At 44.8% G+C, this 19788-nt stretch carries 19 protein-coding genes; 13 read left to right on the top strand and 6 right to left on the bottom strand.

Annotated features, from left to right (window positions below; genetic code table 11):
• Window positions 1-139: 139 nt before the first annotated feature.
• Together AC6I8Y_RS06335 and AC6I8Y_RS06330 are read left to right on the top strand one after the other, a co-directional pair.
• On the top strand, window positions 140-484 hold the full coding sequence (locus AC6I8Y_RS06335) for a hypothetical protein (protein WP_394151871.1): 345 nt from the start codon (window positions 140-142) through the stop codon (window positions 482-484).
• Window positions 485-554: 70 nt separating this feature from the next.
• Complete coding sequence (locus AC6I8Y_RS06330; protein ID WP_394151869.1) at window positions 555-998, top strand: hypothetical protein; 444 nt, start codon at window positions 555-557, stop codon at window positions 996-998.
• A gap of 12 nt (window positions 999-1010) precedes the next feature.
• Here the strand turns inward: AC6I8Y_RS06330 and AC6I8Y_RS06325 are convergent, their stop codons facing one another.
• Window positions 1011-1883 carry a sigma-70 family RNA polymerase sigma factor gene (locus tag AC6I8Y_RS06325; protein ID WP_394151867.1) on the bottom strand — a complete coding sequence of 291 codons (873 nt, stop codon included), beginning with the start codon at window positions 1881-1883 and terminating at the stop codon, window positions 1011-1013.
• A gap of 314 nt (window positions 1884-2197) precedes the next feature.
• Here AC6I8Y_RS06325 and AC6I8Y_RS06320 point away from each other — a divergent pair, with 314 nt between their 5' ends.
• The 4 genes from AC6I8Y_RS06320 (at window position 2198) to AC6I8Y_RS06305 (ending at window position 6164) form a co-directional block, all read left to right on the top strand.
• Window positions 2198-2533, top strand: a complete 336-nt coding sequence (locus tag AC6I8Y_RS06320) for an Hpt domain-containing protein (RefSeq protein ID WP_234493993.1) — start codon at window positions 2198-2200, stop codon at window positions 2531-2533.
• Between the two features lie 91 nt (window positions 2534-2624).
• Window positions 2625-3218, top strand: coding sequence for a CoA pyrophosphatase (locus AC6I8Y_RS06315; protein WP_498021109.1), 594 nt, complete (start codon window positions 2625-2627; stop codon window positions 3216-3218).
• Window positions 3219-3447: 229 nt separating this feature from the next.
• A complete protein-coding gene (locus tag AC6I8Y_RS06310; protein ID WP_394151862.1) occupies window positions 3448-4698 on the top strand; it encodes an aromatic amino acid transport family protein in 1251 nt (416 codons plus the stop codon).
• A 104-nt stretch (window positions 4699-4802) separates the two neighbouring features.
• Window positions 4803-6164 (top strand): L-serine ammonia-lyase, encoded by a 1362-nt coding sequence (locus tag AC6I8Y_RS06305; protein ID WP_394151860.1) that lies wholly within the window; start codon window positions 4803-4805, stop codon window positions 6162-6164.
• 82 nt (window positions 6165-6246) lie between these two features.
• Here the strand turns inward: AC6I8Y_RS06305 and AC6I8Y_RS06300 are convergent, their stop codons facing one another.
• Window positions 6247-6402 carry a hypothetical protein gene (locus AC6I8Y_RS06300; RefSeq protein ID WP_498020145.1) on the bottom strand — a complete coding sequence of 52 codons (156 nt, stop codon included), beginning with the start codon at window positions 6400-6402 and terminating at the stop codon, window positions 6247-6249.
• A gap of 58 nt (window positions 6403-6460) precedes the next feature.
• Between AC6I8Y_RS06300 and AC6I8Y_RS06295 the strand changes: the two genes are divergently transcribed.
• Both AC6I8Y_RS06295 and AC6I8Y_RS06290 read left to right on the top strand, forming a co-directional pair.
• A complete protein-coding gene (locus AC6I8Y_RS06295; RefSeq protein ID WP_498020756.1) occupies window positions 6461-6760 on the top strand; it encodes a helix-turn-helix domain-containing protein in 300 nt (99 codons plus the stop codon).
• Window positions 6646-7599, top strand: coding sequence for an IS3 family transposase (locus AC6I8Y_RS06290; RefSeq protein ID WP_498021429.1), 954 nt, complete (start codon window positions 6646-6648; stop codon window positions 7597-7599). Before AC6I8Y_RS06295 ends, AC6I8Y_RS06290 begins: the two co-directional genes overlap by 115 nt.
• 67 nt (window positions 7600-7666) lie before the next feature.
• Here AC6I8Y_RS06290 and AC6I8Y_RS06285 read toward each other — a convergent pair whose 3' ends face one another.
• The 3 genes from AC6I8Y_RS06285 to AC6I8Y_RS06275 all read right to left on the bottom strand — a co-directional run bounded on the left by AC6I8Y_RS06285 (window position 7667) and on the right by AC6I8Y_RS06275 (window position 10382).
• The gene (locus AC6I8Y_RS06285; RefSeq protein ID WP_498021108.1) at window positions 7667-8800 is read right to left on the bottom strand and encodes a hypothetical protein; all 1134 of its coding nucleotides are present in this window, start codon (window positions 8798-8800) and stop codon (window positions 7667-7669) included.
• Between the two features lie 4 nt (window positions 8801-8804).
• Complete coding sequence (locus AC6I8Y_RS06280) at window positions 8805-9797, bottom strand: glycosyltransferase family 2 protein (protein WP_498021107.1); 993 nt, start codon at window positions 9795-9797, stop codon at window positions 8805-8807.
• Window positions 9798-9923: 126 nt separating this feature from the next.
• Window positions 9924-10382 (bottom strand): hypothetical protein, encoded by a 459-nt coding sequence (locus tag AC6I8Y_RS06275; protein WP_498021106.1) that lies wholly within the window; start codon window positions 10380-10382, stop codon window positions 9924-9926.
• Window positions 10383-10684: 302 nt separating this feature from the next.
• Here AC6I8Y_RS06275 and AC6I8Y_RS06270 point away from each other — a divergent pair, with 302 nt between their 5' ends.
• From AC6I8Y_RS06270 to AC6I8Y_RS06260, 3 genes are all read left to right on the top strand, one after another.
• Complete coding sequence (locus AC6I8Y_RS06270) at window positions 10685-12304, top strand: methyl-accepting chemotaxis protein (RefSeq protein ID WP_498021105.1); 1620 nt, start codon at window positions 10685-10687, stop codon at window positions 12302-12304.
• Window positions 12305-12429: 125 nt separating this feature from the next.
• Entirely contained in the window at window positions 12430-13830 is a 1401-nt protein-coding gene (gene asnS / locus AC6I8Y_RS06265; protein WP_042498832.1) for an asparagine--tRNA ligase, read from the top strand.
• Window positions 13831-14017: 187 nt separating this feature from the next.
• A complete protein-coding gene (locus AC6I8Y_RS06260) occupies window positions 14018-14326 on the top strand; it encodes a hypothetical protein (protein WP_498021104.1) in 309 nt (102 codons plus the stop codon).
• A 46-nt stretch (window positions 14327-14372) separates the two neighbouring features.
• Here AC6I8Y_RS06260 and AC6I8Y_RS06255 read toward each other — a convergent pair whose 3' ends face one another.
• Entirely contained in the window at window positions 14373-16058 is a 1686-nt protein-coding gene (locus tag AC6I8Y_RS06255) for a polysaccharide lyase family 7 protein (RefSeq protein WP_498021102.1), read from the bottom strand.
• Between the two features lie 544 nt (window positions 16059-16602).
• Between AC6I8Y_RS06255 and AC6I8Y_RS06250 the strand changes: the two genes are divergently transcribed.
• Window positions 16603-17793 (top strand): amino acid aminotransferase, encoded by a 1191-nt coding sequence (locus AC6I8Y_RS06250; RefSeq protein ID WP_234494002.1) that lies wholly within the window; start codon window positions 16603-16605, stop codon window positions 17791-17793.
• Window positions 17794-17892: 99 nt separating this feature from the next.
• Entirely contained in the window at window positions 17893-19782 is a 1890-nt protein-coding gene (locus AC6I8Y_RS06245) for a putative nucleotidyltransferase substrate binding domain-containing protein (protein ID WP_498021100.1), read from the top strand.
• Window positions 19783-19788 lie beyond the last annotated feature (6 nt).

Genomic DNA, 19788 nt, shown 5'->3' with positions numbered 1-19788 from the left:
GCTCAAAGTCTCTCTTTTGGGACTTTGTTGCACAGAAGCAAACTAGGAGAATCAAAGCTAAATTCAAGCCATTCTTTTCTTGAATCTTATTTTTTAGTTTCTAGTTTACTGTCATGTGGCTCACCTATGGAGGATTCAAATGGATTACGTCTACGTTGAAAACATCTATGACGATGAATATCGGATTGCACCTCCAATGCACACCAAACTAACCGAAGGGGACATACCAGAAGAAGAATTCGAAATTAGGGAGGTGTTAGAGTGTTGGTATGAGGTGGGCTTTGTCCCTTTTATCGACGCCCAAAACACAAAAGTTAACTTCTGGGAACAAGTAAGCAACTTCAAAAGACTGACTCAAACTCTAGCGGTTTTGATCCGATGTCGAGCATATCAAAGCGCTCTGAGAAGAATCACTTCACAGTGGCGTAAAGATTCACTCGAGTGTCAGTACCTTCATTACTTGTTAGAAAAGCAAACCGCATAGCTAAACGGGAAATAACGAGTCAAGACTCTAATTTTATATTTATCAATAGAGAAGAGCTTTGGCTTATGATATGTTAACTGCGTCATCACTACCCATTTACATTATGTACAAATACGTAAAGAACAAACTGGATTACTCTTATTGTGAAACTCTACCTAAAGGAGTCGAACTGAGTGAGCAAGAAATACCACTCGAAGAGATAGAGATTAGGGAGATGATTGAAGCATGGTACCAAAGTGGTTACTCTCCTCTATTTGGGGAGGATCAAACATTTTGGAATAGCTTTTCACTCGATTCCAAAAGCACGATAAAAGGAGACTGGCTATCCTCTTCAGAGAAAGAAAAACGCAGTCGATTAGAACGCCTTGAATCGACAATCCTAACCGTGCTGCGCAGTCATGTGTATTTTGCGTCTTTTAGACGTGTATTAACGACCTTACCTCAATCCCCAACGCAATCTCGGCTCAACAAGCTGCTGTTAAAAGCCTCAAACGAAGCTCCATTGCAACACTAATTAAAACCGTCGCTAATTACTAACCCAGCCATCAAATCGAAGTCTGTTTTGAAGTTTCGCGACCCCTTCTTGCTGTAACTGTCTGACACGCTCTTTAGAAAGCCCATACATCTCACCAAGACAATCTAAAGTGAGCACTTCTTTTCCAAAAAGTCCAAATCGATGTATCACGATATCTCGATATTTCTCCGGCAGAGATAGCACCACTCTTTCAAGACTCTTCAATAACATCTCATCATGACAAATATCGTACGGCTCAGGTATTGCCTCTGATCGACATGTATCTAAGCTAGTATACTCTTTGTCTACAATATCAACCGATGAACTCGATTCGATGAAACCACTCATGTGAATAAGCTCACTGACGTGTTTTTGCGAGTTTGCAGTCTGCTCGGCGATTTCTTTGACTGAAGGGGCTCTTTTCAGATCAGACACCATGTCATTGGTCTGTCTGGACAAGCGGTTGATCTCTTTGATCACATGAACGGGTAAACGTACAGTGCGTCCAGTATTCATTAATGAAGATTCAATACTCTCACGAATCCACCACACCGCATAAGTACTAAAACGGAAACCTTTTTCAGGTTCAAACTTATCTATCGCTTTGATCAATCCAAGGTTTCCCTCTTCTATGAGATCAAGAATAGTGTGGTTGTTTAAGCCGCGTTTTGTATAGCCTCTTGCAATCTTAACGACAAGACGCAAGTTTGACTCAATAAGTACGTCTCTCGCCGCTTTATCACCGCGACGTGCAAGCGTCGCATAGTGATACTCTTGCTCGGGGGTTAGTAGGTCGATCCCAACAACGTCTTGGATGTACTTTGAGTAAAAGTCGGCCGTGCCGCCGGCAAACTCAGTTTTAGTGTTTTCGATCCTTGCGCTCATGTTCATCTCCATTTTTTTAAGCGCGACCCTAGCCAACTTATTCATTCTATTGTTTCGAGGTGAGTCGCATAGTCAAGAATAGTCACGTTTATGCTATGCATCAAAATTTACTTCATACGCATTACTCAAAAAATGAGCAAATTAGTAGGAAAGTCTTAGATCTCTGGCAAGGTCGAAGATAAAGTTTAGATCTACTGGATCACTGACTTCTCTTTTTTATAATCTATACTAAGGTTGTTAAGTATCTGAGTTTGGTAACGAAATAGGGCAATCTCTTAACCAAGTATCGGCAAACATAATAAAAGGACAGTAGGATGATAGATTTCGACGTACTTCGTAGCTACATGGATAATGACGAGGACATCATCGCAGCCGTATTTATGGCGTTTATGGAAGAACATGAGAATGGCGCAGAGAAAATTCAGTCACTCTACAACGAGCAAAACTGGAGCGAACTCTTTATCACCGCGCATTCGCTCAAAGGCATTCTTGCTAGCTTTGGTGAAGGGAAAGCGGTAGAGAAACTAGAAGCGATTGAAGGAACGACTCGTAATGGTGAGGCACCTCAAGCTGACGATATTCAATTTGTTATTCAGGAACTCGGCGTGATTAAAGGTCAGATTAACGAATACCTTGCCTCTATGGTTTGATTCCTGTTTAGCTCTTCAACCACCAATAAACGCGATAAAGGCTGGAGCTTCGAGATTTTTGTGTCCAAGGTCTAGTAGTAGTGAGTTTTTTATGACCAAAACCGATTTTTTAGCACGCTTTCAGCTTCTTCAGACTAAGGATTATCACAAGGATACAAAACAAAGAACTGCAAGCGTCGATAGACGCTCACTTCGAGAGGCTAGTGTACTGATCGGCTTAGTTGAACGTGAGAGTAGACTTCACGTCATACTGACCAAACGAGCTAGCCACTTGAAGCATCATCCCGGTCAAATAAGCTTCCCCGGGGGAAAAGTCGAATCTACGGACGATAGCCCGGTATTCACTGCTATTCGTGAAACTGAAGAAGAGATCGGTGTATCTCACGAACACCTTTCGATCATTGGTAACCTTCCGAAGCTGGTGACCGTTACCGCTTTTCACGTCACACCCGTGCTAGCTTTTGTCGATGCAAACTACCGGCCTAAAATCGATACCAATGAAGTCGACTATCTTTTTGAGGTCCCTCTTGAGTTTTTAGCTTCTCCTGCGAATCTGTCTTCTGTTGCTTTTCGTATTCAAGGTCAGCGACATCGTGTTTTGTCCATACCTTATAAAGAACATTTTATTTGGGGTGTCACTGCTCAAATCATCGAAAACTTACAAACTCAGCTTTTGTTAAACTAATTACTCTAATTTCAGCCAAACGTTTGCCCTTCTTTCGCATTATTTTTTCTAATCCCTAAACACAGCTCAACTTATCAGTAGCACACAAAAAACGTGACTAAAATAACGAAAACATTCGTGCTACTTATATCCCCATCAAAATCATGACCTAGATCTAGTTTTTACCTGCAATTTACGTGCAATATTGCCGCCGACTTATTTCCTGTTCCCAAAAAATGAGTATTAACCTATGACTACCACAACTACTGCGGCAGCGAGCCGCTCTTCGTCTAAGTGGACCTATAAAGATTTCACTTGGGCCCTTTCTCTCTTCGGTACGGCTGTTGGTGCTGGCGTACTTTTCCTTCCAATCAAAGCAGGTGCTGGCGGTTTCTGGCCATTAGTTATCCTAGCCCTAATTGCAGCACCAATGACGTGGTTTGCGCACAAGAGCTTAGCGCGTTTTGTTCTTTCTGCCAAAAACCCAGATGCGGATATCACGGACACTGTTGAAGAACATTTTGGTAAAGCGGGTGCAAACCTTATTACCTTCGCTTACTTTTTCGCTATTTATCCAATTGTTCTTATCTACGGTGTAGGTATCACAAACACAGTGGACTCATTCCTAGTCAACCAAATGGGCATGGAATCCATTCCTCGTTGGCTACTATCTGGCTGTCTGATTGGTGCAATGACATGTGGCGTTGTGTTCGGTAAAGAGCTCATGCTAAAAGCGACGTCAGCGATGGTTTACCCATTGGTGTTCATCCTATTAGCACTGTCTGTATACCTGATTCCAGACTGGAACACTTCAATGATGAGCGTAAGCCCAGACTGGGGTTCAATGCCTGCTATTATCTGGCTTGCTATCCCTATCATCGTGTTCTCATTTAACCACAGCCCAATCATTTCTCAGTTCTCTAAAGAGCAACGTCGTGTTTACGGTGAGGAAGCAGTTAAGAAGACTGATATGATTACTGGCGGCGCGGCAATGATGCTGATGGGCTTTGTTATGTTCTTCGTATTCTCGGTAGTACTTTCTCTATCTCCAGAGCAGCTTTCTATCGCGCAAGAACAAAACATCTCTGTACTGTCTTACCTTGCAAACGTTCACGAGTCTCCTCTTATTTCTATCCTAGGCCCTGTTGTTGCGTTCGCTGCGATCACTTCAAGCTACTTTGGCCACTTCCTAGGTGCTCACGAAGGTCTTGTAGGTCTTGGTAAATCACGCTCTAAAGCACCTATCGGTAAGATTGAGAAAGCGTCTCTGGTGTTCATCGTAGTGACTACTTGGATCGTTGCAATCATCAACCCAAGCATCCTAGGTATGATTGAAACTATGGGTGCACCAATGATTGCTGCAATCCTATTCTTGATGCCTGTTTACGCAATGAAGAAAGTACCAGCAATGGCGAAGTACAAAACTTCTGCACCTGTACAAATCTTTACAGCAATCTGTGGTGTTGCAGCGATTACTTCGGTAATCTACGGCGCTTTTTAATTGACGCTGTCAATTGAACATCTCGATTAAACCGTATCTCGATACACAATAACGATAATTTAAGCCCCTATCACGTTTAGGGGCTTTTCTAGAGGCAAATCAGTATGATCAGTGTTTTTGATATCTACAAAATTGGTGTTGGTCCTTCAAGCTCACACACCGTTGGTCCGATGAAAGCTGGTAAAGAGTTCATCGACGACCTACGTACAATGGGTAAGCTAAGAGACATCACCAAGATCACTGTAGATGTTTATGGATCACTATCGCTGACAGGGAAAGGTCACCACACAGATATTGCTATCATCATGGGCTTGGCAGGAAACTCGCCAGAGAAAGTCGACATCGACTCAATCCCAGGATTCATAGCTCGCGTTGAAGAAACTGAACGTCTACCGGTTGGTATGCATTGCCATACGGTTTCATTCCCACGCGAAGGCGGAATGAACTTCCATACAACCAACTTGGAGCTGCACGAAAACGGCATGCAGATCCACGCTTGGATCGACGAAGAGTTGGCTTACTCAAAAACTTACTACTCTATCGGTGGTGGTTTTATCGTTGACGAAGAAAACTTTGGCAAAGAAGAAGTCTCTGCACTCAAAGCGCCTTATGAGTTTAACTCAGCTGAAGAGCTCGTTAATCTATGTAAGGACAATGGCCTATCGATTAGTACACTTGTGATGGCAAATGAGCACGCAATCCACTCAGATGAAGAGACGCGCACTTACTTTGCTAACATTTGGCGTACCATGCGTGAGTGTATGGAACGTGGTATGAACACTGAAGGTATTCTGCCAGGTCCACTGCGCGTACCGCGTCGTGCTGCAGCGCTTCGCCAGCAACTTATCACATCAGAGAAAACGACGACTGACCCAATGTCGGTTGTTGACTGGGTTAACATGTTTGCTTTCGCAGTAAACGAAGAAAATGCTGCAGGCGGTCGTGTTGTAACAGCACCAACTAATGGTGCTTGCGGAATTATCCCAGCAGTTCTTGCTTACTACGACAAGTTCATCCAAACCGTGACTGAGAAGGACTACATCCGCTTCTTCGCAGCTTCTGGTGCGATTGGTGGACTGTACAAGCAAAATGCGTCTATCTCTGGCGCTGAAGTCGGCTGCCAAGGTGAAGTTGGTGTTGCATGTTCTATGGCTGCTGCTGGTCTTGCTGAGCTTATGGGCGGTAGCCCAGAGCAGGTGTGTATGGCGGCTGAAATCGCGATGGAACACAACCTAGGCTTGACGTGTGACCCAGTTGCTGGTCAGGTACAGGTACCATGCATCGAACGTAACGGCATTGCTGCAGTAAAAGCGATCAATTCAACTCGCATGGCACTACGCCGAGCTTCGGCTCCTCGCGTATCTCTCGACAAAGTCATCGAAACTATGCTTGAAACCGGCAAAGACATGAACGCTAAATACCGCGAGACTTCTCAAGGTGGTTTGGCAATCAAGGTTGTATGCTAATTGTTGTTAGCCTACTTATTAAAAACCGAAGCCAAGGTGAACTGACCCCCAATAGTTGGACACCAATTATTGGGGGTCTTTTTTATGTCCAAGTACAGCAGAGCATTAAAATGCTCGATAGCAAAACAATATCTACAAGGCGAGAGTTCATCCGGTGAGCTTTCTCGTCTTCATTCCATACCATCACGTCAAATACGTTACTGGGCTCAAGTGCTTGATATTCATGGTGCTCAAGCATTTATGCCTCATGGGTTTGCAAAAAGAACGCACAAACCAAACTGCAAGCCTTAAAACACATGTGGACGAATGGTTGGTCTGTCGGCCACACTAGTGCGGTACTGAATTTTTCGTCTCCTGGCACTCTCTCCGTTTGGCTCAAACAATACGAAAGAGATGGTATCCAGGGGCTTGAGTGTAGCAAAGGACGACCAACAATGAGTAAGCACCCCTTTATTCAAGATAAGCACGATGATGAGAAGACATTGGAAGAACTCAAAGAGGAGTTAGCGTACTTGCGAGCAGAGAACGCTGTCTTAAAAAAGTTAGAGGAGCTGGAACAGGAGAAACGTCGTCGAACACAGAAAAAACGAAAGTAGTTCTAGCTCTTAGAAATCAACATCTACAACAACATCTCTTGCATACCCTTAAGTTAGCGAGAAGTAGCTTCTATTATCACGCGCAGTCGAGCAACGCCGCCGATAGCTATCAAGATGAGAAGCAGTTGATCGAGAAAATATATCATGACCACAAAGGGAGATATGGCTATCGTCGCATTCACCTCGAGTTAAGGAGGCGTAACGTCACTCTTAACCACAAGACAGTCCAACGTCTGATGAGGTTACTTGGCCTAAAATCAACGGTTAGGCCCAAGCGATACAGCTCATACAAGGGAGAGGCAGGAACAACCGCACCAAATGTGCTTGAGCGGGACTTCAATGCAACGAAGCCTGATGAAAAGTGGGTAACGGATGTTACTGAGTTTAAAGTTAAGCAGCAGAAGGTGTACTTATCACCAATCGTCGATCTGTTTACGCAGGAAGTCGTCGCTTATAAGGTTGCAAAAAACGCGTGCTTACCTCTGGTCACAGACATGCTGACAGAGGCAGTTGCGACTTTAGATGAGAACTCAAAGCCAATCGTTCATAGCGATCAAGGGTGGCAATATAGGCATAGGAAATATCAGAAAACTCTCGCTGACAGGGGGTTAACTCAAAGTATGTCGCGAAAAGGAAACTGTTTGGATAATGCGGTGGCAGAGAACTTCTTTGCCTTGCTGAAAACAGAAATGTACCATAATCAGCACTTTGAAGATGCGGATGACTTAATCGAACAAATTGATGAATACATCGAGTATTACAATACAAAGCGCATCAAAGTGAAACTAAAAGGCCTGACTCCGATGGAATATCGAAATCAGGCCTTACAAGCCGCATAACAGAAATGTCCAACTTTATGGGGTCACTTCAAGGCTTCGGTTTTTTGTTTTCTACACTTTTTGTTCTTTAAACAGTGAAAAATACGTTTGAATAGAACCCTATCGCAAAAAACGTTGAGAGCATCGCTCCTGCCAGCAAGGTGGGCATCCGTGCTTTAGGGTATTTGTCCAACAGCAGAATTATTGCAAGATAGGTAGGATACAAGCCGAAGATGTACCTCGGCATAGCGTTAACCCCTGATGAAAGAGGAATTAACAGATTAATAAGCATGAACACAGCTTCCGCGTATCGCTTTTTGGCAAATAGATATCCGTTAAGAGCAAACCCCATCAGCGATACGATGACTAGATAAAGTTTCGCACCACCTGTTTCCACGCCATAAACTAACCACTCAATAGGGTTGCTCACCACCCTACCCCACGCGATCTGAATATGGCCAAATGCGAGTGCATCTCCCATATGGAAGTGCAAATACATCATGTAGGTAAAGAAGCCTAGCGGAATGAGCCAGATAGCTCCGATGACCGACAGAGCGTTATCTTTTAGCCGATAAAAGCTACTTACGCCATACGCTTGCACGCCGAATATCAGCACTGAAAACACCAACATCACACCTAGATTACGCGTAATTGCCGCAAAGAGACCTAACAATCCGACCAACCACCAGTTTTGGCGATAACACGCTATAAACACGCCACTTATCAGAGCGATGTAGAGTGGCTCTGAATATCCAGACAGAGCGTATACCCCGTATGGCGAGAAGCACATAAGCCAGACAGCGACTTCTTGCATCTCTTCACGAATAGAAAGCTGTTTAAGCGCCTTTAGAAAGACGACAATGCTAAATACAAACGTTAGATTTGAAACTAAGATCAACGCTAAGTTGGTATCTCCCACCAGCCAAGACATCCATTTTCCTAAATAGGGAGAGACAGGCATAAATGCCCAATTGGCGGCATTGCCTCCTTTCATGTAAGTCGGCACTAACGCGTAGCCATCGTCGGCGATGCGCTGAAACCACATACAATCAAAACGACAGATTTGCTTCCATAGATCTAAGTTAGCGACTGTCTCTGGATTGTAGGCGTGAGTACCAATTAACCCCGTCCCGTATAACACGGCTCTGCTTACTAATACCGCCACAATAATCAGCATCCACTGCTGCTTGCTGATCTCAAGGCTAGGTTTGTTGTTTTCCATCTTACTAGCCCGCCTTAGAGATTGTGTGCTGTGGTTGTGAAACTGATTGGTATCTTCCATAAACACCCTCTATGAGATAGATGGGGCGCTGTTTTATTTCTCTATATATTCTGCTGACATACCCGCCGATTACACCAAGCGAAATGAGCTGTATTCCGCCCAAAAACAACACCACGCTGATCGTCGATGCGTAGCCGGGTGTCTTAATACCAAAGAACGTCGCTCCGATAATGATCTTCAACATGAAAAGAAACGCTAGACCCGATATACCGCAGCCAACAAAACCCCAAATGCGCAAAGGCCACGCGGTAAAACTAAAAATACCGTCTATGGCAAAATTCCATAGCTTCCAGTAATTGAACTTAGTTTCACCCGCTGCACGCTCCGGCCGCTCAAATTCAACCCCTGTCGAACGAAATGCCGTCCATGCTAATAGGCCTTTCATGAAACGATTACGCTCAGGAAGCTGACGAATAGCATCAATGACCGTTCTATCGATAAGACGAAAATCCCCTGCATTCTCTGGGATCTTAGTTTCAGCGGCGATCCAGTTAAAAAAGCGATAAAAACCACCAGCAGTGATGCGCTTAACCCAAGTATCTTTGGAGCGATCCACTCTTACGCCATACACGGTATCCCAGTCACCTGTCTGCCAAAGATCGAGAAACTTGAGAATCAGTTCGGGTGGGTCTTGCAGGTCCACATCCATGATCACACACGCGTCACCTTGAACATGATCCAGCCCCGCTGTCATTGCAGACTCTTTACCAAAGTTTCTGGCCAAATTGACTAAGCTCACTCGAGAATCAACTACAATAACGGACTCGATAACTCGTTTCGTATCATCGCTGCTGCCATCATTAACAAAGACAATATCTAGCTTATCTTTAATTGAATGAAGGCTCGTATCCAACGCATCCATAAAGGGCAATATCGACTCTTGCTCGTTATAAACGGGAACCAAAATCGACAACGTATAATTATTTATATTTTTCATTGAGCCACCTCGGTTACCGAAATTTGATTGACGTTAAGGCTTGCAGGGGTCTCAAACTGTATTTGGTGTAGTGAGACATCTTTAGAATATTGCGATGCAGGAAGCGTTGCTTCCAACGCATTGAGGTCATGTGGTAGCAACTTCACTTGCTTGTGACCATCGAGGGATAAATATACGGGCTCGGTAATAGAGTGTGTCAACGATAACTTCACGCGAATAGAATGAGTTGGAGCAGCCCCCTAAATTAAAAAATACACTTCCGTTGTGTACTAACTCTCTGCCGTGCTGATCAGGTTTCACGGCCCACCCCTGTCGGCTCAGATAAGGTTGGTTTTCTGAGGTGTCGATGACACCAGATTCTGGCCAAAAGACGTGCGTGTTGTCCTTCGCCCAATAAAGTGTTTGTTTATCGATATAATAGGTTCGATAGGCAGTATTGACTTGCGGGTGCGCGGCTAAATATAGAACCCACAAATAGTACATTGATAATAGCGGAAGCAAGACGAATATCGCTAAACGATAGACGCCTTTACTCGACACCTTTAGGTTGGTCTCTTCTTTAAGATCAAAACGTTGTGCAGACATGTTCAATAACATTTGGTTACATATGTTATTGGTTTTACTCCTTGGTCACTATCGCTCTGTCAATAGAGAGTCAGAAACTGATTAAGTTTCGGTGACCTCCTTATAATCCATTCGCTACAATTCACTCCTGTTATAACTTGGTAATAAAAGCTTCTACTGCAGTTTGGATGATTTCTCATAATTGGTTCAGTTTGCACAAAAAACCATGAGCTTTGCGAGGTTTTGCCACAAAATCACTTCCCCGAAACCCATTCATTAACTTAATATTCACTCTGTCAGCCCATACAATTAACAATATAATTATGCGACTTACAATAACAAATAAACTCCTACTCGCACTTATTCTGGTTTTTGGCACTGTGGTTATCATTTCCACAACCTATCAATACAACCAACAACGTGATCTTATTTACTCCGTCCTTAGTGAACAATTGCATGATAAAGCGAGCAATTATTTTGATAGCTTAAACATGATGATGATCACCGGCACCATGGCTCAGAAAGAGACGCTACGAAATAAAGCACTCGCTCAAGAGAATATTGAGAACGTTCGCGTCCTTCGCGGTGATGCGGTCAGTAAACTCTATGGGACTGGACTCGATAACCAAATAGCCGTCGATGATATCGACCGCCGCGCCCTAAACGGTGAAACCGTATTAGAACCGTTCAAAGCAGAATGGGGAAATGGGCTTGTTGTTGCGCTCCCAATGAAAGCAAGCGCCGATTACCGTGGCACCAACTGTATCGCCTGCCATATGACAGAAGAGGGCAAGGTGCTTGGTGCAATTCGAATTGAATACAATCTTAGCCATGTGAATGGGATGGTGAACAAGCGCACGGCGATTGCCGTCGCTATCATGGCGGCGATCGCGTTCCTTGGTTACCTGTCGACCATTTTTATCGCGCGTCGATTTATTGTTGGACCGGTTCAAACGACATCAAAATTTATGACGCGTGTGAGCGGCAGTAAAGATCTCTCTATCCGTTTATCACAAAAACAAAATGACGAAGTCGGCGATTTAACCAACGATATTAACGCCTTCTTGGATACGGTTTCTGAAAGCCTAATAAAGGTTCAAACCACTGCGCAGACGGTAAGCAGCAATGCCGACAAATTGACGGATATCGCTGAGAACAATGAGTCCACTGCTAAACGTCAGCTCGATGAAACCGCAGCCGTTGAAAGCAATATGCAAATGCTTAAAGAGCAGCAAGCCACGGTCAGTGATGCCACGGAGAGAGCCTCTTTGTTGATGCAAGAAACCTGTGAGCTCACACGAGCCAGCAGTATTGAAGCAAAAGGCGCTAGCGACGATATTGAGCTACTAGTGCAAGACATCACTGAGGTATCCACCCATATCTCCGAACTTAACGCCCAAACAGAGCAAGTCTCCGCCATTCTCTCGACCATCAAAGGCATTGCCGATCAGACCAACCTACTCGCTCTCAATGCCGCCATTGAAGCAGCACGAGCAGGCGAACAGGGTCGTGGATTTGCTGTCGTTGCAGACGAAGTTCGATCACTGGCAAGTCGAACGACTGATGCCACTAACGACATAGAAGAGATCATTGCCAAGTTCCAGCAAGGCAGCAGCTTCTCCGTTGAGGCGGTCAACAAAGTGTCAGACACTGCTCATCAACGCGCCGACGAAGTTCAAGCACTAGCGAGCAAAATGCAGACCGTCGTTTCACAAATAGAATCGACCACAGACCTTGCCAGCCAAGTTCAAGAACAGATCCAGGCAAATCGACAAACCAGCGAAAGCGTCGGTGAAAAAACCGCCATCATCACTCAGCATGCGAATGAAACCTCAAGCAGCGCAACGCAGACACATCAAATCAGCATGGACTTACAACAGCTTTCTCATCAGTTGGAGACATTACTTAATCAATTTATGCTTAATAACCACAATAAAGGTTGAACCATGAAAATTGACAGGTAATATGTGCCTTTGAAAAGAAATTTAGTAGCAACCCAATGAGTTGACTAATTATTGGTCAGTAATCATTGGGTTGTATTGTTACCTCCATGGAGAAGATTAATAACATGACTTACGCGCCTGTAACTGACGTACTAAGCGGTAAGCTAGCTGTTGACAGTGAAGTAACTGTTCGCGGCTGGATCCGTTCGCGTCGTGATTCCAAAGCTGGAATCTCTTTCCTTGCCATCTACGACGGCTCTTGTTTCGACCCGATTCAGGCCGTGGTCCCAAATAATCTAAATAATTACGAAGAAGAAGTTCTAAAACTGACGACTGGTTGTTCAGTAGAAGTAACGGGCAAAATCGTAGAATCTCCAGCAAAAGGTCAAGACTTTGAGCTTGCAGCGACTGACGTTAAGGTTGTTGGTTGGGTTGAAGACGCAGACACTTACCCAATGGCTAAGACTCGTCACTCAATCGAATACCTACGTGAAGTAGCGCACCTTCGTCCGCGTACTAACGTGATTGGTGCGGTTGCGCGTGTTCGTAACTGTCTATCTCAAGCGATCCACCGCTTCTACCACGAGCAAGGTTTCTTCTGGACTTCTGCACCACTTATCACAGCGTCTGACGCTGAAGGCGCTGGCGAAATGTTCCGCGTGTCTACTCTAGACCTAGAAAACCTACCTCGCACTGAAAAAGGCGATGTGGATTTCAACGAAGACTTCTTTGGTAAAGAGACATTCCTAACGGTATCAGGTCAGCTAAACGCAGAAGCTTACGCTTGTGCACTAAGCAAGGTTTACACCTTTGGTCCGACGTTCCGTGCAGAAAACTCAAACACCAGCCGCCACCTAGCGGAATTCTGGATGGTTGAGCCTGAAGTCGCATTCGCAGACCTAGAAGACGTGGCTAAGCTTGCTGAAGACATGCTTAAGTACGTATTTAAGGCAGTACTAGCAGAGCGCCGCGACGACCTTGAGTTCTTCGCTCAACGCATCGACAAGCAAGCGATCACTCGTCTTGAGCAGTTCGTAGATGCTGACTTTGCACAAGTTGACTACACGGACGCAATCCAGATCCTTCTAGATTCTGGTCGTGAGTTCGAATTCCCAGTTGAATGGGGTATCGACATGTCTTCTGAGCACGAACGTTACCTAGCTGAAGAACACTTCAAAGCGCCAGTTATCGTTAAGAACTACCCGAAAGACATCAAGGCATTCTACATGCGCTTGAACGACGATGGTAAAACAGTTGCTGCAATGGACGTACTAGCACCTGGCATCGGTGAAATCATCGGTGGTGCACAGCGTGAAGAGCGTCTAGACATCTTAGATGACCGCATGCGCGCTATGAATATCGATCCAGAGCACATGAACTGGTACCGCGACCTACGTCGTTACGGCACAGTGCCTCACGCTGGCTTCGGTCTTGGTTTTGAGCGTCTAGTGTCTTACGTGACTGGCATGGGCAACGTTCGTGACGTTATCCCATTCCCACGTACTCCACGTAGTGCGAACTTCTAAGCAAAATTGCTGGAAAATCATTTCAAAAGGTCACCTATTTAGGTGGCCTTTTTGTTGGCGTTTCTCCTAGTGTTAGGCCTTCAATACTGAGCGCTTAGTTTTCGTTTTCGAAGCATTTTTTGCATTGGTAAACCAGCAAATCCACACTACATTTAGAGGGTGCATGACCACATATTGAGGTGTCTAAATGGGTAAGTTTACAAAAAACGATATCGAATATTCCGGTGAAAGTAATGGCGTTCATAAGTGGGAGTCTCCCACTGGCCAACCATACTATTGGCACCCAGACTGGTTACATGTAGCTGAAGACGAAACTGGCTTACATTCAAAGCAGACTCTGGATATCAGTAACAGCGAAGAGGCAACGAAAGAACACGCCGCAAGCGCGATTCTCAAACATATAAATGATTGGGCAAAGAACAAATTCGATAACAACCCTGATATAGAAACTCAGGCTATCGAATCTGAACACGACTTAAAAGGCTTCGATGACTAAAAAAACAAAGGCCTGTTTGAGGCCTTTGCTTTTATCGAGTGCTTGATTATTGATGCGAGACCCAAAAGTCATACACAACTACTTCACCATAGTTGTCTGGGTCATCGGTATACGACCCTTCTTTCTCAGGATTACTTTGGGTGTAGTTGCCAATCTTAAAGTAAGCTTCGCCGTAGTCGAGATCCATCAACACAGTACTACTGCCATCTTTCACCAAGTACTGACTTGCGTTGCCCGACGCATAAGCGCTTCCAAGGTTGCCATCTTCACTGTAATAAACGTAGTGCTTACCTTCGATAACCTCGAACATCACTTCATGAATCGTTCCTAACGAGTAGTTCGTTTTAATGGTCAAGTCATCACGTAACACGCCGCCATTGAACGATAAGAATAGATGGGAGCCCTCTAGGCGAAGTACCAAAGAATCATCAATACCGGCTTCTTTGTTTCCGTGGATCTGAGTCGCAACTAGATGATCTTTGACTATCGGAAGATGAGTAATGGCTTGCTTAGCGTAAACCACATGCTTACCAGTCGTTGTCCAATAGATATCCGAACTACCATCAGCCTCTCGTTCTCGAAGCTCTGATCGGATATAGCTTGAGTTAGGCGTTGTACCATTGTTCGAGCGAACTGGTGCTCTAAACACTATGCCGTTACGATCATCATTGACGTAGAAATACTCATTACTCTCTTGATACAACGTCTTGTCTTCTGTGCCATCCGGATAGGTAATCTTCCATTGATTGTAGTTACTCATCAAATCAGATGGATACTCAGCATTGCCGACCGGCTCGCCACCACCAGATCCACTACCTCCATAGATCTCAACTTCGTTGATATTGGTCCATTCAGTACCGGCCGTATTACTAAATGTTTTGATACGTATCTGCTGTGCTGAGATATCAGTGATATCAAAGACTTCGAATCCATCTACGCTACCGCTACTGACATCATCAAACACCTTAGTCCAAGTGCCACTTGTACCTGGACGGGCATAGATTTCAAATGTATATGCTCTTGAGTCCCCTTGCCCCCAAGCAATACCTACTTCAGATACATCACTGGGTTCTTGGAGTTGAATAGTCAGATTCACAGGTGAACCTGACGCAGCCCAACGAGAACTCCACGCTGTGCTGCCATCAATTGCGTTGGTTGCTGGATAACTACCATGACCTGTCCCGTCATCAAAAGCAGTGTCAATTGCGAGCTTGTTGCCTGACGTGCTATCTATGTTGTTCAACACCCACTGTTGATTGACGTTGCTGTCACTGGAATCCCAGAGATAAAGAAGTTGCCCTTCTGCAGCACCACCATTTCCATCAATGGAATAGCCCGTTGCATTCCGCTTTTGAAATCGATATATCTCTGTACCGCTGACAACTTTGATCTTTTGCCAGTGTTGGTTGTAATCGCTCGCATTACAGGTTTGCAAAGTCACTGCTTGTCGCTGCGCACCACCGTCCCCGCCATCCCAACATAAGTTAGTATCTTTCTTTTTGTATGAATAATAACCGTCACCATGATTAATTTGAACCCACTGCTGATTCGTATTAGTCGTGTTAGTTCCCCATAAGTAGAGTTGCTGCCCCTCCTGGGCACCACCGTTACCGTCTATTGAAAAGTCAGTACCATTTTTCTCCATTACGAAAGTAGCAGCGCTGGCAGAAACACTTAAAAACCCAGTAATTACTGTTGCTAACGTCAAAAAACGGAAAGTCTTCGGTCTCATGTCATCTCCTGAATAATATTCCATTATGTAACAAGTTGAGGGACCCAGTTTCCATCCTGTACAACACTAACCACGAAATAGTCCAAGGATCTAGCTGAGTTATTTTTGTATTACAATATCAACATTAGCAGATATATTTATATGCCACTTCGGCATATGTAACAAGATGTGATCTAGCACATCTAATTCGAGCTTGAATTACCTTAAGACGTGACGGAACTAATAGATTCATGACGATTCCGTTTCGTTTTGCAACATAGAGTGTGGCAGCTCTCATGTGAAACCATCGTGATATTAATTTCCATTTCGCTATCCATACACTTTTTCACTTTATCTACTACGAAAGCTCATAAACGTGTGCCCTTTCCATACATAAATACTGAATTACTGCCCTTTTCTGTTTCAAATCAAGATAATTTTTAGTTTTCTTCTTTAATCTGGTTGTCACTGATAGCCTCGAGAGGTATAAATAGGCTGTTGTCACCTAGTAACTGATTCGTTACGAATGGTTTTTCGCCCCCTTCAATTAACATGGATGAAGAATATGTTTGAAAAAGTTGTTGCAGCACCCGCTGACCCTATCCTCGGTCTTACAGAAGAGTTTAAAAAAGACGCTCGCGCTGAGAAGATCAACCTAGGTGTAGGTATCTATAAAAATGAACAAGGTGAGACTCCTGTTCTGGCTACCGTAAAAAAAGCAGAAGCAGCACTTCTAGAAACGGAAAAAACCAAGTCTTATCTGACGATTGAAGGGACGGCTGAGTATGGCCTAGCTGTTCAAAAACTACTATTTGGTGCAGATGCTGAAATCGTCGCTGAAAAACGCGCAAAAACAGCTCAAGCGCCAGGTGGTACTGGCGCACTTCGCGTAGCGGGTGAGTTTATCAAACGCCAACTTGGTGAAGTGAAAATCTGGATCAGCAACCCAACATGGGCAAACCACAACGGCGTATTTAGCGCTGCTGGCATCGAAACAGCACAATACCGTTACTACGATGCACAAACTAAAGACAAAGACTTTGCTGGCATGGTTGCAGACCTTGAGCAAGCGTCTGCTGGTGATATCGTATTGCTTCACGGCTGCTGCCATAACCCAACAGGTATCGACCCAACTGCAGACGAGTGGGAACAACTTGCTAAGCTTGTAGCTGACAAAGGTCTAGTTCCATTATTCGACTTCGCTTACCAAGGTTTTGCAAAGGGTGTTGAAGAAGACGCTCAAGGTCTGCGTACTTTCGCTAAGTACAACAAAGAGATCCTTGTAGCGAGCTCATTCTCTAAAAACTTTGGTTTGTACAATGAGCGTGTGGGTGCGTTTACACTCGTTGCTGAGACAGAAGAGATCGCTACGACGGCTTTCTCTCAAGTGAAGAGCATCATCCGCTCTATCTACTCAAACCCGCCAGCGCACGGCTCTGCGGTTGTTACCTACATTCTAAACGATGCAGCACTGCGCGCAGAATGGGAACAAGAAGTCGCTGAAATGCGCGATCGTATTCAAGAAATGCGTGAGCTATTCGTGGCAACACTGAAAGCAGAAGGCGTAGATGCAGACTTTAGCTTCATCGAGCGCCAAAACGGCATGTTCTCTTTCTCTGGCTTGAGCAAAGAGCAAGTAAATCGCCTGAAAGAAGAGTTTGGTATTTACATCGTAGGTTCAGGTCGCATCAGCGTTGCAGGTATGACTAAGTCGAACATGGGACCACTATGTAAAGGTATCGCTGCGGTACTTTAATCTCCAAATATCAAAATATTAACTCAAAGGTCAGCGCAAGCTGACCTTTTTGGTTTCAGCGTGTAGTATTAACAGATACTCCATTTGATAAGGCTCGTCATGGACGCTGAACTGATTGAAATCCAGAACTTTCTGGCCTCCCATCCCCCTTTCGATGAACTCCCTGAAGAAACGCTGATACACGTCTCACAACAAATAGAGATTGGTTACTATCGCGAAGACACCCCCATCATTCATTTTGGCGATGACATTCAAGACCTTTACATGGTTCGCAGTGGTGTTGTCGAGATTTATCGACGCAAAGGCGAGCTTTATAACCGAATTGATGAAGGCGATTTATTCGGTCAAATGGGTCTTCTAACCAATAACAAGGTGCGCTTCCCCGCCAAAGCGGTTGAAGACACCTTAGTGTACTGCATCCCTGAGGAAGTGTTTCAGGAGCTTTATGATGGCTTCGACTCATTCGCGGACTTTGTTGAAGTCGAAGATACCGTTCGATTGAGACAAACTGTATCGAACAATGAAAACACCAACGACCTGACCACCTCTAAAGCCCGAACGCTACTGACTCGCGATGCACCGACTATTGAACGCAGCAGTACTATTCAAAGCGCTGCTCGCCTCATGGCAGATGAGCAGGTGTCGTCGCTGCTTATTATCGATCCCGAAATCGTAGAGAACGAAGAGGAAGATACGTCCCCAGTTGTCGGTATTATTACTGACCGCGACCTATGTACGCGCGTGCTAGCAGAAAGCTTGGACCCGCAAGATGAAGTCTCTACGGTTATGTCCACGGACGTCATCTCTCTTGACCACAATGCGTATGTGTACGAGGCGATGCTCACCATGCTCCGTTACAATGTGCATCATCTTCCAGTGCTTAAGAACAAGAAACCACTTGGGATTATTGAGACGACCGATATCGTTCGCTATGAGTCTCAAAACTCTCTCTTACTCGTGAGTAGTATCTTCCAGCAGCAGTCTGTTGAAGAACTGAAAGCCCTGTCTGAGCAGATCCGAGATAGCTTCGTTCGTTTGGTTAATGAAGATGCCAATGCCCATATGGTAGGCACTGCTATGTCGGTGATTGGCAGAAGTTTCAAGCAACGTATCATCGAGTTAGCAGAAGAAGAGTTAGGGCAAGCACCTATCCCCTACTGTTTCTTAGCGCTTGGTTCGATGGGACGAGACGAGCAGCTCGTGGTTACAGACCAAGATAACGCGATCATCCTTGATGACAGCTTCGATAAAGAGAAGCACGGTAAATACTTCGAGGCTTTTTCTAAGTTCATCTGTGACGGTCTCGCAGATTGTGGATACACCTACTGTACTGGCGACATCATGGCAACGAACCCTGAGTGGCGAATGACCCGCAAAGAGTGGGAAGCATGCTTTGCCGATTGGATAGACGATCCAAATCCTAAAGCGCTGCTCAATGCCTCTATATTCTTCGACCTAGATGGCGTATACGGAAAACTCAAATGGGCAGAGCAGCTCAATAGCTTTATCGTTAGACGAGCACGACGCAATAACCGTTTCTTGGCCTGCTTAGCTCGCAATGCACTTAATCGCAAACCGCCACTCGGATTCTTTAAAGACTTCGTAATGGAAAAAGATGGACGACATAATAACTCCATCAACCTTAAACGCCGCGGTACTGCGCCTCTTGTTGACCTTATTCGTGTGCATGCACTTGCGGTTGGCTCTCGGTCAACCAACTCGTTTGAACGTCTTGATGACATTCACGAGGCGGGTATCCTTCCCAAAGGACGTGCGCGAGATCTGAAAGACGCACTCGAGTTTATTTCCATGGTGCGCATCGCTCACCAAGCTCAAGACGTCGAGTTAGGCATCGAACCAGACAACAATGTCGAGCCGGAGAATCTATCAGACTTTGAAAGACGGAACTTGAAAGACGCTTTCCAAATTCTGAGTAACGGTCAGAACTTCCTTAAGTTCCGATATCAAGCAAGCAACAACTTTAAGTAGGTCCTA

The organism is Vibrio sp. KUL78, assembly GCF_059725505.1.
This window is presented reverse-complemented; position numbering and strand designations above follow the sequence as displayed.

What these genes read in the sequence shown, in the direction of transcription:
- AC6I8Y_RS06335 (WP_394151871.1), top strand. Translation starts at nt 140, where the DNA reads ATGGATTACGTCTACGTTGAAAACATCTATGACGATGAATATCGGATT.
- AC6I8Y_RS06330 (WP_394151869.1), top strand. Translation starts at nt 555, where the DNA reads ATGTTAACTGCGTCATCACTACCCATTTACATTATGTACAAATACGTA.
- AC6I8Y_RS06325 (WP_394151867.1), bottom strand. Translation starts at nt 1,883, where the DNA reads ATGAGCGCAAGGATCGAAAACACTAAAACTGAGTTTGCCGGCGGCACG.
- AC6I8Y_RS06320 (WP_234493993.1), top strand. Translation starts at nt 2,198, where the DNA reads ATGATAGATTTCGACGTACTTCGTAGCTACATGGATAATGACGAGGAC.
- AC6I8Y_RS06315 (WP_498021109.1), top strand. Translation starts at nt 2,625, where the DNA reads ATGACCAAAACCGATTTTTTAGCACGCTTTCAGCTTCTTCAGACTAAG.
- AC6I8Y_RS06310 (WP_394151862.1), top strand. Translation starts at nt 3,448, where the DNA reads ATGACTACCACAACTACTGCGGCAGCGAGCCGCTCTTCGTCTAAGTGG.
- AC6I8Y_RS06305 (WP_394151860.1), top strand. Translation starts at nt 4,803, where the DNA reads ATGATCAGTGTTTTTGATATCTACAAAATTGGTGTTGGTCCTTCAAGC.
- AC6I8Y_RS06300 (WP_498020145.1), bottom strand. Translation starts at nt 6,402, where the DNA reads ATGCTTGAGCACCATGAATATCAAGCACTTGAGCCCAGTAACGTATTT.
- AC6I8Y_RS06295 (WP_498020756.1), top strand. Translation starts at nt 6,461, where the DNA reads ATGTGGACGAATGGTTGGTCTGTCGGCCACACTAGTGCGGTACTGAAT.
- AC6I8Y_RS06285 (WP_498021108.1), bottom strand. Translation starts at nt 8,800, where the DNA reads ATGGAAAACAACAAACCTAGCCTTGAGATCAGCAAGCAGCAGTGGATG.
- AC6I8Y_RS06280 (WP_498021107.1), bottom strand. Translation starts at nt 9,797, where the DNA reads ATGAAAAATATAAATAATTATACGTTGTCGATTTTGGTTCCCGTTTAT.
- AC6I8Y_RS06275 (WP_498021106.1), bottom strand. Translation starts at nt 10,382, where the DNA reads ATGTCTGCACAACGTTTTGATCTTAAAGAAGAGACCAACCTAAAGGTG.
- AC6I8Y_RS06270 (WP_498021105.1), top strand. Translation starts at nt 10,685, where the DNA reads ATGCGACTTACAATAACAAATAAACTCCTACTCGCACTTATTCTGGTT.
- asnS (WP_042498832.1), top strand. Translation starts at nt 12,430, where the DNA reads ATGACTTACGCGCCTGTAACTGACGTACTAAGCGGTAAGCTAGCTGTT.
- AC6I8Y_RS06260 (WP_498021104.1), top strand. Translation starts at nt 14,018, where the DNA reads ATGGGTAAGTTTACAAAAAACGATATCGAATATTCCGGTGAAAGTAAT.
- AC6I8Y_RS06255 (WP_498021102.1), bottom strand. Translation starts at nt 16,058, where the DNA reads ATGAGACCGAAGACTTTCCGTTTTTTGACGTTAGCAACAGTAATTACT.
- AC6I8Y_RS06250 (WP_234494002.1), top strand. Translation starts at nt 16,603, where the DNA reads ATGTTTGAAAAAGTTGTTGCAGCACCCGCTGACCCTATCCTCGGTCTT.
- AC6I8Y_RS06245 (WP_498021100.1), top strand. Translation starts at nt 17,893, where the DNA reads ATGGACGCTGAACTGATTGAAATCCAGAACTTTCTGGCCTCCCATCCC.